This is a genomic window from Microcoleus sp. F4-D5 (genome assembly GCF_036704885.1).
Classification (GTDB): Bacteria; Cyanobacteriota; Cyanobacteriia; order Cyanobacteriales; family Microcoleaceae; genus Microcoleus.
This window is the reverse complement of the sequence record NZ_JAUBSX010000062.1, coordinates 1-16,958: the sequence shown is the minus strand read 5'-3', so window position 1 is coordinate 16,958 and position 16,958 is coordinate 1. Positions and strand designations below refer to the sequence as shown.

Annotated in this window: 12 protein-coding genes; 7 read left to right on the top strand and 5 right to left on the bottom strand. The window is 44.3% G+C overall.

Annotated features, from left to right (window positions below):
* The first annotated feature begins 274 nt into the window (after positions 1 to 274).
* Both QUA80_RS24115 and QUA80_RS24110 read left to right on the top strand, forming a co-directional pair.
* Positions 275 to 2,473 carry a tetratricopeptide repeat protein gene (locus tag QUA80_RS24115; RefSeq protein ID WP_333427542.1) on the top strand — a complete coding sequence of 733 codons (2,199 nt, stop codon included), beginning with the start codon at positions 275 to 277 and terminating at the stop codon, positions 2,471 to 2,473.
* Positions 2,474 to 2,660: 187 nt separating this feature from the next.
* A complete protein-coding gene (locus tag QUA80_RS24110; protein ID WP_445302286.1) occupies positions 2,661 to 4,850 on the top strand; it encodes a tetratricopeptide repeat protein in 2,190 nt (729 codons plus the stop codon).
* Between the two features lie 458 nt (positions 4,851 to 5,308).
* Here the strand turns inward: QUA80_RS24110 and QUA80_RS24105 are convergent, their stop codons facing one another.
* Positions 5,309 to 6,742: a protein adenylyltransferase SelO family protein gene (locus tag QUA80_RS24105; RefSeq protein WP_333427540.1), complete on the bottom strand. Its 1,434-nt coding sequence runs from the start codon at positions 6,740 to 6,742 to the stop codon at positions 5,309 to 5,311.
* A gap of 132 nt (positions 6,743 to 6,874) precedes the next feature.
* On the bottom strand, positions 6,875 to 8,491 hold the full coding sequence (locus tag QUA80_RS24100) for a Ppx/GppA phosphatase family protein (RefSeq protein WP_333427539.1): 1,617 nt from the start codon (positions 8,489 to 8,491) through the stop codon (positions 6,875 to 6,877).
* A 210-nt stretch (positions 8,492 to 8,701) separates the two neighbouring features.
* Between QUA80_RS24100 and QUA80_RS24095 the strand changes: the two genes are divergently transcribed.
* A complete protein-coding gene (locus QUA80_RS24095; protein ID WP_333427538.1) occupies positions 8,702 to 9,586 on the top strand; it encodes a 4-hydroxybenzoate solanesyltransferase in 885 nt (294 codons plus the stop codon).
* Between the two features lie 123 nt (positions 9,587 to 9,709).
* On the opposite strand, the gene QUA80_RS24090 is transcribed toward QUA80_RS24095, so the two are convergent.
* Both QUA80_RS24090 and QUA80_RS24085 read right to left on the bottom strand, forming a co-directional pair.
* Positions 9,710 to 11,770, bottom strand: a complete 2,061-nt coding sequence (locus QUA80_RS24090; RefSeq protein ID WP_333427537.1) for a WD40 domain-containing protein — start codon at positions 11,768 to 11,770, stop codon at positions 9,710 to 9,712.
* 24 nt (positions 11,771 to 11,794) lie between these two features.
* Positions 11,795 to 12,835: a DUF1822 family protein gene (locus tag QUA80_RS24085; RefSeq protein ID WP_333427536.1), complete on the bottom strand. Its 1,041-nt coding sequence runs from the start codon at positions 12,833 to 12,835 to the stop codon at positions 11,795 to 11,797.
* Between the two features lie 249 nt (positions 12,836 to 13,084).
* Here QUA80_RS24085 and QUA80_RS24080 point away from each other — a divergent pair, with 249 nt between their 5' ends.
* Positions 13,085 to 13,267, top strand: coding sequence for a hypothetical protein (locus QUA80_RS24080; RefSeq protein WP_333427535.1), 183 nt, complete (start codon positions 13,085 to 13,087; stop codon positions 13,265 to 13,267).
* A gap of 145 nt (positions 13,268 to 13,412) precedes the next feature.
* Here QUA80_RS24080 and QUA80_RS24075 read toward each other — a convergent pair whose 3' ends face one another.
* Positions 13,413 to 14,330 carry a hypothetical protein gene (locus QUA80_RS24075; RefSeq protein ID WP_333427534.1) on the bottom strand — a complete coding sequence of 306 codons (918 nt, stop codon included), beginning with the start codon at positions 14,328 to 14,330 and terminating at the stop codon, positions 13,413 to 13,415.
* A gap of 293 nt (positions 14,331 to 14,623) precedes the next feature.
* Here QUA80_RS24075 and QUA80_RS24070 point away from each other — a divergent pair, with 293 nt between their 5' ends.
* From QUA80_RS24070 to QUA80_RS24060, 3 genes are all read left to right on the top strand, one after another.
* The gene (locus QUA80_RS24070; protein WP_333427533.1) at positions 14,624 to 15,352 is read left to right on the top strand and encodes a hypothetical protein; all 729 of its coding nucleotides are present in this window, start codon (positions 14,624 to 14,626) and stop codon (positions 15,350 to 15,352) included.
* A gap of 104 nt (positions 15,353 to 15,456) precedes the next feature.
* Entirely contained in the window at positions 15,457 to 15,738 is a 282-nt protein-coding gene (locus tag QUA80_RS24065; protein ID WP_333427532.1) for a hypothetical protein, read from the top strand.
* Positions 15,739 to 16,015: 277 nt separating this feature from the next.
* Positions 16,016 to 16,927, top strand: coding sequence for a DUF4114 domain-containing protein (locus tag QUA80_RS24060; protein ID WP_333427531.1), 912 nt, complete (start codon positions 16,016 to 16,018; stop codon positions 16,925 to 16,927).
* The last annotated feature ends 31 nt before the right edge of the window (positions 16,928 to 16,958 follow it).

Below are 16,958 nucleotides of genomic sequence, written 5' to 3'. Positions count from 1 at the left end.
GCGCGCTTGACTTACACAGGCAATCCGATCGCCCGTTTGGCCAGTCAGTCGATTTGAGATTTGAGATTTGAGATTTGAGATTGACTCTCGCATTGAATCGGGGATCTTCAACTCGGGTCTAAAACTTTCGGAGGCTAACGACTCCTGTCGGAAAGCAACTATCCGTTTTTGGGTGGGAGTCACGGCCCGATCGAACTTAAATTACTCAGCCAAATATTTGGCCTATCGTGATTTCATGCGATAATGGAACATTAACAGGGTAGAGGGCTCTCGCATGATTGGTCAACTTCTAGACAGACGTTACCGCATCATTAAAGTCACAGACTCAAGTGAGGTGGGAAAAACTTATCTAGCTGCAGATACTCACCGTCCCGGGTATCCGCAATGCACGGTTAGAGAAATGCAGCTACCCGGCACAAGTTCGCAAACTCCTGAATTAGTAAAAGTTATATTTCAAAGAAACGCAGAAATAATTGAAAAATTGGGAAAACACGACAAAATTCCCGAGTTATTGGCGTATTTTGAGGAAAATCAAAGTTTATACTTAATAGAAGAATTTATTGCCGGCTCACCTTTAAGTCAAGAACTAATACCGGGTCAACCTTGGGATGAAGACAAAGTAATTGGTCTGCTATCAGAAATATTAGAAATTTTGGTGTTCGTACACGCGAATGGTTTCATTCACCGCAGAATTCAACCAGACAAAGCGGTACGGCGCGAGTCAGACGGCAAATTTGTGTTGGTAGACTTTAGCTTGGAAAAAGAAATTAACCTGGAACTCGCTAATTGTCATTTGTTGGCGCAAACCTCCCCCAATTCTTTTAAAGGGCCTTTAGCAAAAAAACAGGATTTGGCGTCCCAAGAGTTATACGTGCCAGTCGAGCAATCGATCGGCAACCCCCGTTACAATAGCGACATTTACGCTCTAGGTACGATCGCCCAGCTTGCCGTCACGGGACTCTCACCCAACCAACTGAGTGCCTTAAAAAACAACAAAAACGAAATTCCCTGGCGAAACCGGGCGACTTGTTCGGCAGCCCTAGCAGATATTATCGATCGAATGGTGCGCCCTAACTGCGAGGAACGCTATCAGGAGGCCGCCGAAGTTTTAGCAGACCTCAAACAAATCGCCGTAAAATTGGAGGTTGAGCCGCCGCCAGCCACAATCATCACGGACGCTATGAGTCAACCGCGAAGACAAAGCCAAACCAAACTGCTGCTTTTGGCTGCCGCTGTTGCAGCTTTAATCTTGACTGGTATCATACTTTCCTTTTGGCAGAGTCAAAGTCCGGCGAGGGCAAAAGAATTGTTAGCCCGCGGCATGGCCAAGGCGCAGCAAGGCGACAAAACAGGCGCGATCGCCGATTATACTCAAGCGATCGCCCTAAATGCCAGCGATGCCGAAACTTACTACAAGCGGGCAAACGCTCGCTACGACATGGGCGCAACCGAGCAAGCAATACAGGATTACACGCAAGCAATCAAAGTCAATCCCAGCCACACCAAAGCTCTCTACAATCGAGGTATGGCCCGCCTCGACATCGGGGACAAGCGGGGGGCCGTGGAAGATTTCACCCAAGTAGTGCGACTCAATCCCAGCGACGGTGAGGCATACTCTCAGCGGGGTTTAGCTTACTACGATTTGGGCGACTACCGCACGGCAATAGAAGACTACACTCAAGCAATTCGCCTCAGTCCCAACGATGCTACAGCTTACAGCAATCGCGGTTTAGCTAGATCGGCAGCGGGCGACAAAACAGGGGCAATGGCAGATTTTACTCAAGCGATTCAAATTAGCCCCAACCAAGCTGGCGTTTACTACAGTCGCGGTCGATCGAGATTTAATCTGGCAGATTATCAAGGAGCGATGGAAGATTACAGTAAGGCGATCGAATTGGAACCAGATCTCGCTGATGCTTATACCAATCGGTGCAGCGCTTACTTAAATTTGGCAACCTACGACAAAGCGATTGCAGATTGCACCCGAGCAATTAGCCTCGCTCCCAAAGATGAAGCAGCTTACAACAACCGCTGCATTGCTTATCTGAATTTAAAACAATTTCAAAAGGCCAGCGAAGATTGCAGTTTGACGATCGGACTCAACGGCAACAATCCCAAAGCATACAGCAATCGAGGATTAGCTCGATTGGCTTCGGGAGACAAGCAGGGCGCTGTGGAAGATTTTACTCAAGCAATTCGACTCAATCCCAGCGATGCCGTAGCTTACAGCAATCGCGGTACTATTTACTCAGAACTAAAAAATTACCCTTTAGCGGTTGAGGATTTCGCTCACTCGCTGCGGCTCAACCCCAACAATGCTACCGCTTTTTACAGCCGAGGCCTCGTCCGCCGCCAACTCAAAGACCGTGCTGGGGCGATCGAGGATTTTCAGAAAGCTGCAACGCTGTTTCTAGAACAAGGAAGAGCGGATGGTTTCCAAAAGGCACAAGCACAAATCAACGATCCTAAATAAGCTATTAGTCGTCAGTTAGATGTTAAAAAAAAAGGAAGAAGGAAGAAGGAAGAAGGAAGAAGGAAGGAGGAAGGAGGAAGAAGGCCAAACTACCAATTCCCAATTACCAACTCCCCGTTACCAATTCCCCGTTACCAATTCCCAATTACCAACTCCCCGTTACCAATTCCCAATTCCCGATATGAACATGGTTGGTCAACTTTTAGACAGGCGTTATCGCGTAGTGCAAATTCTCAGTTCAGGAGCTTTTGGACAAACTTATTTAGCTGTCGATACTCGCCGGCCGGGCCACCCTCAATGTGTAGTCAAACAACTTCGTCCTCCCAGCAACACTTCCACAGTTCTCAAAACAGCTTACCGCTTATTTAAACAAGAAGCAGAAATATTAGAAAAGCTGGGAAAACACGATCAAGTTCCATTTTTACTCGCTTATTTTGAAGAAGGAAATCAATTCTACCTCGTCGAAGAGTTTGTGCCCGGACACGCCCTAAATAGGGAAATTGTGGCCGGTCAACCTTGGCGGGAAGACAAAGTGCTGGATCTGTTGGAAGAAGTGTTACAACTTCTCGCCTTCGTACACTCTCAGGGAGTGATTCACCGCGATGTTAATCCCTCCAACTTAATCCGCCGCAAACCAGACGGCAAATTAGTTTTAATTGACTTCGGCTCGGTTAAAGAAGTTGCGAGTCACGTCAGCGAGTACGATACAGAATTTCCGCGCACCATTGCTACTGGAACTCCGGCTTATATGCCGATCGAACAATTTCAAGGCAACCCGCAATTTAGCAGCGACCTCTATGCAGTCGGGATGATGGCAGTCCAAGCTATCACGGGTTTGCCCGGTACGGATTTGCCAAAATTGCAAGATCCGAGTCCTTCTCATACGGGGGAAATTGTTTGGCGAAACCGATCTCAATGTTCTGTGGGATTAGCTAATATAATTGACAAAATGGTCTGTCACCAGTTTGGTAAACGCTATCAATCTGCTGAGGAAGTTTTGGCAGATATCAGCAAGTTGAGGCACCGCCAAGAGCCGGGTAATAAGGCTCAAAAGAAAAGTATTTCTCCCAGCTTACTGTCTTCTGAGAGTTTTTCGTCACGTTTAAAAACTCGGTTTTGGTGGCTGATTTTGGCTGTTTTAGGGGCAGCAATAATTCTGGTATTTCTGTTTAGTTATTTGAGCCGACCGAATCCGCTTAAAGCTAAGGAATATTACGACCAGGGAGTGGAAAAGTCTCGCAATCAAGATGCTGCGGGAGCTTTGCAAGATTTTAATAAGTCAATTCAATTAAATCCTAACAATCCTGAGAGTTTTTATCGCCGGGGCAATGCTAATTATGATTTAAAACAGTATCAAGAAGCAATTGCCGATTATTCTCAGGCGATCGCTCTCAATCCTAAATATGTTCAGGCTTATTTTAACCGGGGGCTAGCCCGTCACGATTTTAACGACAAGCGCGGGGCGATTGAGGATTACACTCAGGTTTTGAATCTCCAGCCCAAGGATGCTGATACATATTATGAAAGAGGAGTTGCTTATTTAGAACTGCAAGATTACAAGATGGCTATTCAGGATTTTACCGAAGTAATTCGGTTGCAGCCGAACCTTGTTAAAGCTTATCATTCGCGGGGGTTGGCTCGTGCTGGTAGCGGCGATTTGCAGGGGGGGATTGGAGATTATACTGAGGCAATTAAACTTGATGCTAAGAATGTTGATGCTTTCTACAGTCGGGGGAGAGCTCGCTTTCACCTAGGAGATTATCAGGGAGCTTTGGCGGATTATTCTCAGGTAATTGCGATCGATCCCAAGAGTGGAGATGCTTACGCTAATCGTTGCAGCACCCAGTTGAATTTGGGAGCGCATCAAGCGGCAATTGACGATTGCACTCAGGCAATTTCGCTGAGCGATGAGGATGGGGTTCCTTACAACAATCGCTGCATTGCTTATTTAAATTTGAAGGATTATCCGAAAGCAATTGCCGATTGCACTCAAGCGCTGAAAGTGAATCCGAATGATTTTAATGCTTTTAACAATCGCGGTTTAGCTCGCAGCGCCGGGGGTGACGCGCAGGGGGCGATCGCTGATTTTACAGCAGCAATCGGGTTCAATCCCAACAATGCTGAAGCTTACGCAAATCGGGCTAAGATTTACCAGCAGTTAAATAATTACAACAGTGCGATCGCCGATTACGTCCAAGCTATTCGGATCAGTCCGAATTATGCTGCTGCTTACTACGGTAGAGGCATGGTTCGCCGCTCCTTGGGAGACAAAGCAGGAGCAATTAGCGATTTAGAAAAAGCCGGCAAAATGTTTCTCGATCAAGGACTTACTGGCGGTTATAAAGATGCACAATTTGAGATAGAAAAGCTCAAGTAGTCAATCGATTTTAGATTTTAGATTTTAGATTTTAGATTAAAGAATTGAAGCATTGACCCAGCCCAAAACGGATACCGTGCCACGTACTCCTGTCGTGGAAAGATAAAAATTTTAGACCCTAGTTCAAGAGCCCAGATTTATCTGTGAGGTAAATCTAAAATCTAAAATCTAAAATCTAAAATCGACTGACCCCACGGATAAATTCGGGGGGCAATTTTCATCGGATACAGGTTTTTTATTTCTCCGTCCTGAGTCTGCTTTCGGAATGAATCCGGGGGCTTGTATCCTGGATGCTTTCGGTCATTAGTCATTAGTGATTATTTCTCGATGTTATATTTTTATCGGTCAATATTTTATAATCTCAGATGGCGTAAGGGCTGGTTCACCCTAATCTTTAATACCAACAGAAAATGCAGGTGAACCAGCCCTTACGCGCTATTAATTCCAGCTATTATCAATCAATTTTCTGGGTCTTGAAGTCGTTTAACCAATTCATAAAACGGTTCCCAATTATCCTCAATAGCTATGGGTTCCCAAACAGCCTCAATTGTCGGTCTCAACAGGGATTGTTCGGGGTTGTGCCTCCGCAACCTGTCCGCCATTTTGTCCAGATCATCCGCCGACAAACTTTGCAAAACGTGATAATAAAACTGCCGCCAAGGTGCTATCAAGTCCGCCGGTTCCGCCTCAGCAAAAATTTGACTGGCATCATCTCGCCAAGTGCGATCGAACTGTCTTCGCAGTTCAAAAAAGAAATCGTGATAGCCTACTTGAGACTCCGCCAGCATTTTAATTGTCACCTTCAACAACTCATCTCCCTCAGCTTCTGGCAAATCCTCAAATCCCAATCTATTGAGCATCAACTGCCGGTAAGCTGCATTATAATACTCGCCAAACTTTGCCAAAGCAGCATCCATATCCGCTTGAGGAATCGCGGCTGCTAGCGGTTCCTGAAGCTTCTCTAAATTGCCCTTGCAAATAAACGGTTGATTTCCGTAACAATAAAGACCGTAATGGTCGAAATAAGCTGCTGTAAATTCCGGCTTGTAAGTTGGGATAAAAGCGAAAGGCCCGTAATCGAAACTTTCTCCAGTAATCGACATATTATCAGTATTCAGCACGGCGTGACAAAATCCTGCTGCCATCCACTGAGCGACTAATTCGGCTACTCTCTGGACTAAATCTGCATAAAATAGCGCATATTTTTCAGCAGGCGAAACACCTGCCTTACTTGCTTCTAAATGCAGTTCAGGATAGTAATATTCAATAACAAAATCTAAAAGTTTTTTAGTTAAATCCGGGCGGCGGATATAGTGCAATCTTTCAAAAGTTCCAAACCGGATGTGAGAGTGACTGAAACGCACCATTACGGACGATCGCGTCGGAGATGGTTCGTCCCCCCGCCACAAAGACTCACCCGTTTCAACTAAACTAAAACAGCGAGATGTCCGAACTCCCAACCGATTCAAAGCTTCGGCGGCTAAAACTTCGCGAATTCCCCCTTTGAGAGTTAGCCTACCATCAGCGTGCCGCGAGTAAGGCGTGCGGCCGGAACCTTTAGTGCCGAAATCGTAAAGTCTGCCGTCGGTGCCGCGAACTTGGCCGTACAAAAAGCCTCTACCGTCGCCTAAATTCGGGTTGTATTCGTTGAATTGATAGCCGTGGTAGCGGAGTGCGAGAAAGGGACGGATACAGTGAAATTTCCCGAATGCTTCAATGAAATGTTGGTCGGTTACTTCTGCGGGGTCTAAACCCAATGTCGGCAATAATTGGTCGTTGCGGAAGCGGAGAATGTGCTGCGGAAAATCGGCAGCAGGAACTTCATCAAAATAGTCGCCACCGAGGGATTCGATGGCGGGTTCGTAGTTGAGGGAAAGTAAGGGATTTGACATTTTTCTATTATATGCTGAAATTGGCGATCGCTCCTAATATTTTAGATGATTAGATGATCTTCGTTCCGGGGTTACGGGTAAGGTGCGCAGCGCGCACCTTACAGTTTCTCATTTCCAGGCTCTGCTTCCTATTTAAACGGGAACACAAGTAGGCTCCAAAGTTGCCACTAATTTGAGATTGTACTCATCTTCAAAACACGGCTTTTTATAATCCAAACTCCACAGTTCCAAAGCGCAATCATCTCCGGAATTGAGCGGTTGCAGCCGCAAATGAAACTCTCGAACTTCCGGTCGGTGTTCGCATTTAAAATCAGCAATAGCCCCAACTTGCCGCCTATCTAAAGCCACAGCCAACCGCAGAAAAGGATGCAGTTTACTAACTAATTCTCTGTATTTTTTGGGAAGAATTAAAAAATTTTCATGCTTTTTTTTCGGAGGATTTTTTCGGTGATAGCGAGCTAAATTGGCAATTACTTCAATTTCAGTTTCCGTGTATCCTAATAACTCACCATTGCGAATTAAATAGTAAGAATGCTTGTGGTGGGCCGAATGACTGACGTACAAACCGCAATTGTGCAGAATCGCAGCCGCCCACAGCAAGTCCCGTTCTTCGCTGCCCCAATTGTGCAGAATTCCTTGAGTTTGGTCGAACAAACTGAGCGCAAATGCTGCGGTTCTTTCGCTTTGTTCTATATTAACTTGATATTTGTCAGCCATATGCAGAATGCTGCGCTGGCGGATTGAACCTTGATAGCGCAAGCGGTTTTCAATTAAACCGTGGGTCAGCATCCAGTCAACAATTACGCCTTCTCGTAAAGAGCGATCGCAAACAGTCAGCGATTCAATTCCTAATAGTGTCATAGCTTCCTGCAAAATCAAAGCGCCTGCCAGAATAATTTCGGCCCGCTTGTCCGACATTCCAGGAATTGCCAATCTTTCGGCATAAGAAAGTTTGCGAAAGCGATTGACTAAATCGCGTAAATCTTTTAAACTTAACTGGTATCCGGCTAGCGGACTTGGGACTGCTCCCAACTTTTCGCGAGCGTTAATTGCAGCCAGAGTTTCGATGGTTCCAGCAGTGCCGATCAAGCGCAGAGGTTCGCCATCATGGAATTGGGAGCGTAATTCGTCGATCGGTCTTTCCAGCGAAATCCGAATATAAGCTTGCAAATAAGCAAACTCCTCCCTGCTAATCGGGTCGGTTTTGACAAATTCTCCTGTTAAGCGCACAGCACCAATTTTTGTACTGGTGAGACAGCGAGACTCAGAACTGTCTCCTAAAATCAACTCAGTAGAACCGCCGCCAATATCAATAATCACCTGCGACTCATTGTTAAACTCCATACCGGAAAGAACGCCGAGATAAATTCTCCGCGCTTCTTCCTGACCGGAAATTAAACTCACATTCAGGTCTAATTCGTCAGCAACTTGTTTGAGGAAATCCCGCCCGTTAGGGGCTTCTCGAACAGCACTCGTAGCAACAGCGATAATTTGTTCAGCATTAAAAGTTTTAGCAATATCTTGAAAGTGGCTCAGAGTGGCGATCGCCCTTTCCATAACCTCGGATTTCAAGCGCCCTGTCTTAGCCTCGCAATCGCCCAAGCGAACCGTATCTTTTTCTCTAGCAATAATCGTAAACGCCGGCAATTTCGGATCGATGCGCGCCACCACCATGTGAAACGAGTTAGTACCCATATCAATAGCAGCAATAATGCGATTTGACTCCGCAGAAGCAAGTGAATTAACCATTGGAGTATCGGGGTTGACAGATATTTATGATTATTTCACGAATCCAGTTAGGCATTCTATTAAATTAGCAAAAATTTGGAACTGCTGATTGGTCAAGACTTTCACGTGTTTTAAATTTCGGCAGAAGTGCGATCGGCAGCAGAGATAGTAAGTGATTGTGCCTAAAATTTGATAAAATCTAAAGTTAAAAATCTCAAATCTAGAATTGAAATGCTTAAAGAGCCCGATCGCCAACCCGAATCCACATTGCTAACCGTCGTGAGGCTTTTGAGATGGGACAAACCAGCAGGAAGGCTGATTTTAATGATTCCAGCCCTCTGGGCCGTCTTTTTAGCAGCCCACGGGAGGCCGCCGACAGCATTGGTGGGCGTGATTGTGTTGGGTACCTTAGCCACGAGTGCGGCTGGATGCGTCATCAACGACTTGTGGGATCGCGATATCGATCCCGAAGTAGAAAGAACGCGATCGCGCCCCATAGCATCCCGCGCCCTCACCGTGCAAACTGGGATAGGAGTTGCATTAATTTCCTTTGCTTGTGCGGCAATTCTCGCTTTTTATCTCAATCCTTTAAGCTTCTGGCTGTGCGTGGCCGCCGTACCAGTAATTATCTGCTATCCGCTAGCAAAACGATTCTTTCCAGTGCCGCAATTAGTGTTATCAATTGCCTGGGGTTTTGCAGTTTTAATTAGTTGGAGCGCCGCCGCGGGAGAACTAGAATTAGCGACTTGGTTGCTGTGGGGTGCAGTCGTGCTGTGGACATTAGGATTTGATACAGTTTATGCGATGAGCGATCGGGAAGACGATTTGCGTTTGGGGGTGAATTCCAGCGCGATATTTTTCGGGAATAATGCGGCTAATGCGGTGGGGTTTTTCTTTGTTGGTACAGTGGGTTTGTTAGCAGCAATGGGAATTAATCTGCACTTGCACATTGGTTTTTGGATGGCAATTAGTGCGGCGGCAATTTTGTGGCTTTTGCAGTACAGTCAACTCCGAAAGAATGACATTCCCAAGCCGATTTACGGTCAGATTTTTCGCCAAAATGTTTGGGTTGGATTTGTGATATTGGCGGGAATGATTGTTGGGGAGATTTTTTAGCTGACTTGCGGTTGGAAACCGCGAATGGGGCCTCAGAAACCGGGTTTGTTTGCGAAAAGACGCGCTGTAACCGAGAGATTAAGTAAAAAACCCGGTTTTTTGTCAGAGTGGGTAAGTCCTGACTTAAACAGGAACGCGCCAAATTTTTACAGTATCCGCACTCCCGCTGACCAAAGTTTTGCCATCATAACTAAAAACAACAGAGTGGACTGGGCTGAGATGTTCCAGAGTTTCCAACAACTCTCCTGTGTGAAAATTCCAGATCCGAATTGTGTTGTCACCACCGCCGCTAGCGAGAGTTTCACCATCGGGGCTAAAGGCAAGAGTATAAACACTATCTGAGTGTTCTGTGAAGGTACGTAGCAGTCTGCCATTTTCAGTATTCCACAGTTGAATTGGCTGTTGTAAACCGCTAGCTGCGACTATTTTACCATCCGGGCTAATCGCAACACAACAAATTATCCCAACAGAAGAATCGAACCAGGAAGCTACGGCACCGAAAAAATCTACTGGCCGATTGAGAGTGTGCAGCAACTCTTGTTTGTACCAATTCCAGATTTTAACTGCACCATCTAAACCGCCACTAACTAAAATGCGTCCGTCCTTGCTAAAGGCAAGGGAATTAACTTCCCAAACGTGTCCCCAAAGAGTTTTTTCTATTTTACTTTTTTTGAGATTCCAGATATCAATTGTAGCACCAATAACTGTACTGCCAATGTGACCGTTAGCGAGGGTTTGTTCGTCGGGACTGAAAGCTAAACAGCTTGTCCGCAGGGCTATTAAGGCATTACCAAGACTTTGTTTAAATTTCTGATTTGCTACGTCCCACAACTTGATGCTGCCGTCAAATAACTCGTGGTTGCTGGCACTGGCAAGAGTTTTCCCGTCGGGGCTGAAAGCAACAGCAATTACGGCACTGCTATGTCCGGTGAAGGTGTGGAGTAATTCTCCTGTACAAAGGTTCCAAAGTTTGATGGTTTTGTCCAAACTGCCGCTGGCAATAATGTTTTGATTGGGACTAATGGCGACGGACTTAACAACATCTGAATGATCTTTGAGAGTGTGCAGGCATTTCCAATTGAGAAGTTGTTTCCAAATTAGCGGTTCAACAGCGGGGTTTTGACAAATTACTGGCAGCCAGCTAATACCAGGCAATAGTTTATTTTTAGCATCTTCCAACTTTCGCCGCGCTTCCCCAACTGCTGTGTACAAAGATTGGTTATTGGCAAATGCTGTGAGAAAATCTTGCAAGAATTTTTGTGCGGCTTCGTCTGCTACTACTTCCCGCATGACAATACTTTGGGGTAAGTACAATTTGGCTAGCTGGTTGGCTATCCCCAAGCCGTCGCAGGAGTTGAAAATTGCTAACTGCAATCCTTTGGCGATCGCAATTTTCATGGCATTTTTCAAGTCGTCAATACTGATACTTTCAGAATCGCTGATATCAAACTCACCAATTTGACCGTCTGGTAGAGTTGAACTATGACCTGCAAAAAAGAAAATGTGCCACCCTTGTTCGTCTCGCAAAGACTCCAGCAAGGCTGCTTTTTTGGGCTTGGTTAAAGGTGTAATTTCGGCACCGCGTTCAGCTAGATTATCTAATACTTGACGGTCAAAGCCAATATTAATCCCGTCAGTATTGCCAAATACTGCTAAAATTCTCACCGCTGATTTCCGACAGTCAGATTTTTTAAAGCTTGGAGGTTTAACAGTTAAGGTACTCAGAGAAATTTCTGAATAATGATAAGTTTCAGAAAAGAAATTCCAGGCCGGCCAAGGTAGTCTCCGCAAGTTAGCATCGTCTGTTTGCAAAATAACTCTAATCTCATCGTTGGGCTGCAAGTGCTGCTGCAATCCATCCAGTATTTTTCTCCAGGATTTTTCGCTGGAATTGAGCCATTGATTGATGTTGGATGCCAGGTTTTCTGCCGCGAGGTTGTTAAAGACTTTCGTTCCTTCCCCTTGAACTTTGATCCGCGAGATGCAGCCATCATTATTCCTTGCAAAATTTGACTGCCAATCCTTCAAGGAATCAAGAATCTCAATATCGCCTAGGGCTGGCAGTCTGCCAACATCTCCCCAGATTAAGCTAAATGGCGTTAAATCTTCTCGAATTTCCAAGTTAACCGGAAATCCTTGCTCAAAACTTCCTTCCATGATAGTGAGGATGACTTGTTTTTTCATAGGTGGCGCGGCGATTTTTAATTATTAAAAAGTTTCTGTGACGCTGGCCTCTCCCAGAAGGAGTTTAATACTAAATCTTTCTCCCGGTTCAACGCTAAAAGTGAGTAAAACAGCGTTATCTGTACTGCCAGTTTGTTTGTGCAATTGAGGAATGGGATTTCCGAATTCATCTAAAACTGTTATTTGTAAACCAACTGGCAGGTAAACTGCATCGCCTGATGGATGGAGCCATATTTTAGTATCAATTTCTTCGTCTTTTGGTGTCAGTTCAATCGTCAAATTAACGGATTGATTTGCACCAAAATTAATCTGTTTTGCTCTTGCTACAGATTCTAAATTTTCTGGGTTCTGCCCTCGCCATCGATTGCGTTGACCGCGAGTCAATATCAAGCCTACTGGCTGATAGCCTTCACCAAAGAGGTTTTCATACATTTGTCTCAAATAAATTAGCAGCGAACTCTGCGGAACTTGTCCTAAATCGCTAACTGTCACTTTTAATAATTCACCTAGGCGACCCGATCTGTAAAGTTCTTCTATGCGATCGTATTCCGATCGATCGCTTTCAAAAGCCAGCAATGTACTGCCTTGCTCTATTTTCTGTACTATCAAAGGTTTTTCTAGAGCCGAGCCGAGGCGCTTGACAATTGCTTGTAATTGCAAGTTGTCTGGATTGTCAAGCTCGATCGTAATGCGCCACCAAACCCGATCGGTTTCTCTACGCTCTTGAGAAGAGTCTCTTTTGAATCCTCGTTCTGCCAATCGATCGGGAATATCGATGGATTCAATATCCAGAGACTGATCGTATCTGAGAAGATTTCTAATATATTTATAAAGACGATCTGATAACTCATTTTTGGTTTGACCGTAGCTTTTATTATAAATAATTGCAATTTCTGAAGATTTTTTTCGAGCAAGTATGCCGTGCAGATTGTCTTTATCATTGGGAGTAATGCTTTGGGCTTTTTCTGTTTGCTTGTAAGTTTTTTTTGCTTGACCCAAAGCTTTGTATAGGTCTTCTAGATACCAGTTTTTTTCTGCTAATTCTTCCAATTCTTTTCTGTTCATGTCAGCGACTATGTAAAAAAATAACAGGACTTATGCTAGGGGCCAATAAACCGGTTTTTTTACCGAATCAGTCGTCTACAATCAAGTATTTTCGTAAAAAACCCCGGTTTCTAAACACTCGTGCGTAAGTCCTCAATAAGTTGAAATTTCCAAAAAGTATGACACCTGTCATATCTCGTCATATCGCAAGTAATATTCATGCCTCCCTAATCTAGCGATCGTAAATCTAGTTGACTTGGAGACAAGAGTATGAATTGCAAAGTCTTGATTTCACCCCTCCTCATCGGCTCGATCGCACTCGGCAACATAACCTTGGTACTAGCCGCAGTTTCAGGTACTTCAATCGATCGAATCGCCCTTCAATCAGCCACGAATAACATGATAGCCCGAATTTGTATCGATCGACATGGCAATGAATACCCATGTCCTTGATTAAGGCTAAATCTCAAACAAGTGCGATCGCACTTAAGTAAATCCACCTAAAAAACACAATTACCCGATACCCGAATTCTTTAAGAAGTCGGGTATCTCACTGCGCGATTCCCTACGGGATAGGTACGCTTCACGCATTTTACATTTAATTAGAACCACCTAATTGCTTCAGACGCTGACGAGCCTTACCAATATAAAATTCTTCATCTGGCTCATCGGACTTAGCATATTTCAGACAGTTTTTCCAAGATTTCACAACTTCTGCATCATTCCCCAGATTTTCTTGCACTTGGGCCATGATGCCATAAGTTAAACCCCGATCTCTCTGTAGTTTAACAGCATCTTGCAACTTCTCCAAAGCTTCTTCATAGCATCCTTGTTCCTTCCAAGCCCAAGCAAGGTAAGTTAACAACCCTGCTTTGACTATTTTGTCATACTCAACTTTCTCAGTTTCCAGCAGCTTTAAACCGTTCCTTATTTTTTCAACTGATTTTCGCAAATCTTTATATTCAATGATATACAAACGACCCAACTTGCAGTAAGCAGCCGCCAAGCCACGGAATGCTGCATCCTGATATAGTTCCATCGCCCGATCGACTTTCCCGGCTTCCTCATGCATCAATGCTTGATTATAGTAAGTCACTGCATTATCTGGGTTAATTTTAAGAGCAAGCTCGAACTCCTTTCTAGCTGCGACGAATTCGCCAGCTTGTTTTAAGTTAAACCCTCGATTGTTGGCATCCTTCGCCGCCTCAAAAAAAGTCATTTCTCTTGCTGGTACTTCCGGGTGCGATCGCTTCTTGATTGCTTCTTGCATCGCCAGCTTGGATGTTTTTTTAGTAACTTTTTTTCCTTCTCCAATCACCTCTGATACTAGAGCCCACAAACCTTTTGCCAGCCTTCTCTCCACATAGCTAGGGCTATAGCCGGGAATGTTCATGTCCGCATAATCCACATCCATCCAGCTTAGACGAATAATCTCTTTCTCCGCAAAATCCAGCGACTTGCCTTTCTTTTCCACAACCCACTTATCCAACAAGCTCAACATTTCTTCAACTTCCATTGCTTTCCCCAATCAATCTATTTTTTTGAATTATAAAATAATTTTTGTGAGTTTTGTGAGTTTTGTGAGTTTTTTGTAATTATTTGTGAATTTTATTGTGAATTTTAGCCTTGTTTTGATTGAAAAACTACTGGAAAATGTGTGGAAGTAAGCAACTGTACAAAACTAGGTGTAGGTTAACCGTCCTTATTTTACCTAAAAGCGATCGACTTAGTTCAATCGTTTTCATACCTACCAAGTTAGCTCAAATTTTTCACAGTCTTACATCCACTACATTTACTAAAAGGACTATTATGGATCGCATAGATGAATTGAGGTTAGCACTGCAACAATATTCCGATCGCACTCCTCAAGATGAGCGGTTATGTAAGCTAATTCTAGCAATTTGCTCGGAATCACCGGATAGTTCGCAGCGTCCAGAATTGATGAATCGATTGTTGCGGCAACTGCAACTGCTGCCAAAATTGTCAAAAAGTTCTCATCCCTATTATTATGAAGCCGTTAATAAAACTTGGGAATGGTTAGACAAGAACCTCCACAAGTTTCATCCCCGACGTTCTCCGATTCAAGCCAGTCTGACGACTTGGATTAACGCTCATCTCGGGTATCGAATTCACGATTTACATACTACCAAAAATCAAAAAGAGTTGTCCTTAGATTTAGATGCTTTAGAACGCAGCGGATTTTACAATGACTATTTAGATGGTTTGGAGGTGGAAATCGAACGGATTGAAAGACAAGAAAAACAAGCTGTAGCAAGGGCGATCGTAAAATACATCGATCGAGATCCAGAATACGAACTGCGGAAATGTCATCCTCGAAACCGTCCCGACTGCAACTGTCAAGTTCTTGTTCAAAGATTGTTTTTGCAGCAGTCGCCCGAAAAAATGGCAGTCATTGCCCGACAGTTAAATATCAAGACACAGACTATTTACTCTTTTTGGAAAAGGACGGGATTGTCCAAACTCCAAGGAATTGGCCGACACATTGCTCAAAAAAATTCTGATTTTAGGTCTGGCTGATTGCGGCTTGTCTCAATCTGGCGCCGTTTATACGCCAGATTTAGCAAGGATCTCGCCCTTAATTGAATTTTTTTTCATAATTTACTAACACAAGGATAACCACAATGTCAGCAGAACAAACTAATCCAATGCTATTTAAAGGTGTTGCCAACGATGGAATATTCAAAGGCAAAGTGATTGAGGGCAAACTCGACATCAAAGTCAACGTCGAGTCGGTTACAGATCAACCCAAAGAAGAACCGAAGCCGGCACCTTTTGGTTGGGAGACAATTTTATTCGCGGTGTTTTTTTTGTTAGTTCTTAATCAAGCAGCAGGCGACCCCAGAGGCATGAGAAAATACCAAATTCCGCCAAGGTATTCTCACCATCAAATTTTACCACAATAGGCAGAACAGGCATCAGCTAATCGCAATTACATCCATCTCCCTGAGTGTGAGGTGGATGTAAAACCTTGATTCCCGGTAGTTTGTGTAAAGTTATTCTACAAAGACTGAAACTTTGCATAAAAACTAAAGCTTACTCCAGATAAATAAGTAGCGATGGAAGTTCAGCGAGTTAACCCCACACTCTTTGTGAAGTTATATTACAAACCGCATAAAAACTCCGATGCACTTCAGATAGATCAATATCAGCCCACAGTTATCCAATTAATCAAGGTGCATCATGTCTAATATATCGATCGGCAATCTGAACGACAACTATATCTCTATCGACTTCGCAGGTAAAACTGACCCCACAGACACCTATCGTTTTAATCGGCTGAATACAGGCAGCTTTCGAGTTACGGCTGAAGGATTTAGTTCCATTGTCGGGATGCAGCTTCTCGACACTCAGGGAAAAGTCGTCAAAGACATCGAAACCAACGGCACAAATTCGGGAACTTTTAGCATCGATAACTTGGGTGCAACCAATTATGCACTCAAAATTTCTGCACCTTCGGGCGATACAAATTATCAAGTTAGTTTAACCCCAGACGGCAAAGTTGACCCGCTGACAGGTTTAGGCGTTGACTCCGGCTTTTTTGCTACAGATTCCACGGGACAAGTTGGCTTTGATTGGCTGCACGACGGCGGCAATTATAGAGGTGAAGTTGCCATTTTCAGCGTACTGGGAATGGAGAAATTTACCCCTGGTTCTCAGGAATTCATCAAAGAAGCAGCAAGACGAGCTCTGACTAATTCTACCTTTGGTCACGTAGTAATTTCTGACCCCACAGAAGGCGCAAATCCCCTATTTAACGGCAGTTTGGGAGAAGCAAATTATAACGCAGGGCAGTACAGCGGCGCGAAAAAATTTCCGATGAAACCAGGAGAGGTTTTTGCGGTGATGCTGGTGCCAAACGGTACGGTGCAAGATGTCTTTAATAATCCCGGTGTCGGCGGTGACAAACGCCCCCTGTTGTCATTATCTAGCACTAATCCAGATGATGCTTGGCTGTACGGTCAAGTAGCAGATGTCACTGGCAACGGCAAGGCATTTGCAATGGAAGATCAGCGCGTCGATGGGGGTTCAGATAAAGATTACAACGATTTATACCATTTTTCTAAAGTTATGCTAGAGTTACCTGAAAAGTAAAGGAGAATATTAAAATGTCTGGGCGTCCTCA

What these genes read in the sequence shown, in the direction of transcription:
- QUA80_RS24115 (WP_333427542.1), top strand. Translation starts at nt 275, where the DNA reads ATGATTGGTCAACTTCTAGACAGACGTTACCGCATCATTAAAGTCACA.
- QUA80_RS24110 (WP_445302286.1), top strand. Translation starts at nt 2,661, where the DNA reads ATGGTTGGTCAACTTTTAGACAGGCGTTATCGCGTAGTGCAAATTCTC.
- QUA80_RS24105 (WP_333427540.1), bottom strand. Translation starts at nt 6,742, where the DNA reads ATGTCAAATCCCTTACTTTCCCTCAACTACGAACCCGCCATCGAATCC.
- QUA80_RS24100 (WP_333427539.1), bottom strand. Translation starts at nt 8,491, where the DNA reads ATGGTTAATTCACTTGCTTCTGCGGAGTCAAATCGCATTATTGCTGCT.
- QUA80_RS24095 (WP_333427538.1), top strand. Translation starts at nt 8,702, where the DNA reads ATGCTTAAAGAGCCCGATCGCCAACCCGAATCCACATTGCTAACCGTC.
- QUA80_RS24090 (WP_333427537.1), bottom strand. Translation starts at nt 11,770, where the DNA reads ATGAAAAAACAAGTCATCCTCACTATCATGGAAGGAAGTTTTGAGCAA.
- QUA80_RS24085 (WP_333427536.1), bottom strand. Translation starts at nt 12,835, where the DNA reads ATGAACAGAAAAGAATTGGAAGAATTAGCAGAAAAAAACTGGTATCTA.
- QUA80_RS24080 (WP_333427535.1), top strand. Translation starts at nt 13,085, where the DNA reads ATGAATTGCAAAGTCTTGATTTCACCCCTCCTCATCGGCTCGATCGCA.
- QUA80_RS24075 (WP_333427534.1), bottom strand. Translation starts at nt 14,330, where the DNA reads ATGGAAGTTGAAGAAATGTTGAGCTTGTTGGATAAGTGGGTTGTGGAA.
- QUA80_RS24070 (WP_333427533.1), top strand. Translation starts at nt 14,624, where the DNA reads ATGGATCGCATAGATGAATTGAGGTTAGCACTGCAACAATATTCCGAT.
- QUA80_RS24065 (WP_333427532.1), top strand. Translation starts at nt 15,457, where the DNA reads ATGTCAGCAGAACAAACTAATCCAATGCTATTTAAAGGTGTTGCCAAC.
- QUA80_RS24060 (WP_333427531.1), top strand. Translation starts at nt 16,016, where the DNA reads ATGTCTAATATATCGATCGGCAATCTGAACGACAACTATATCTCTATC.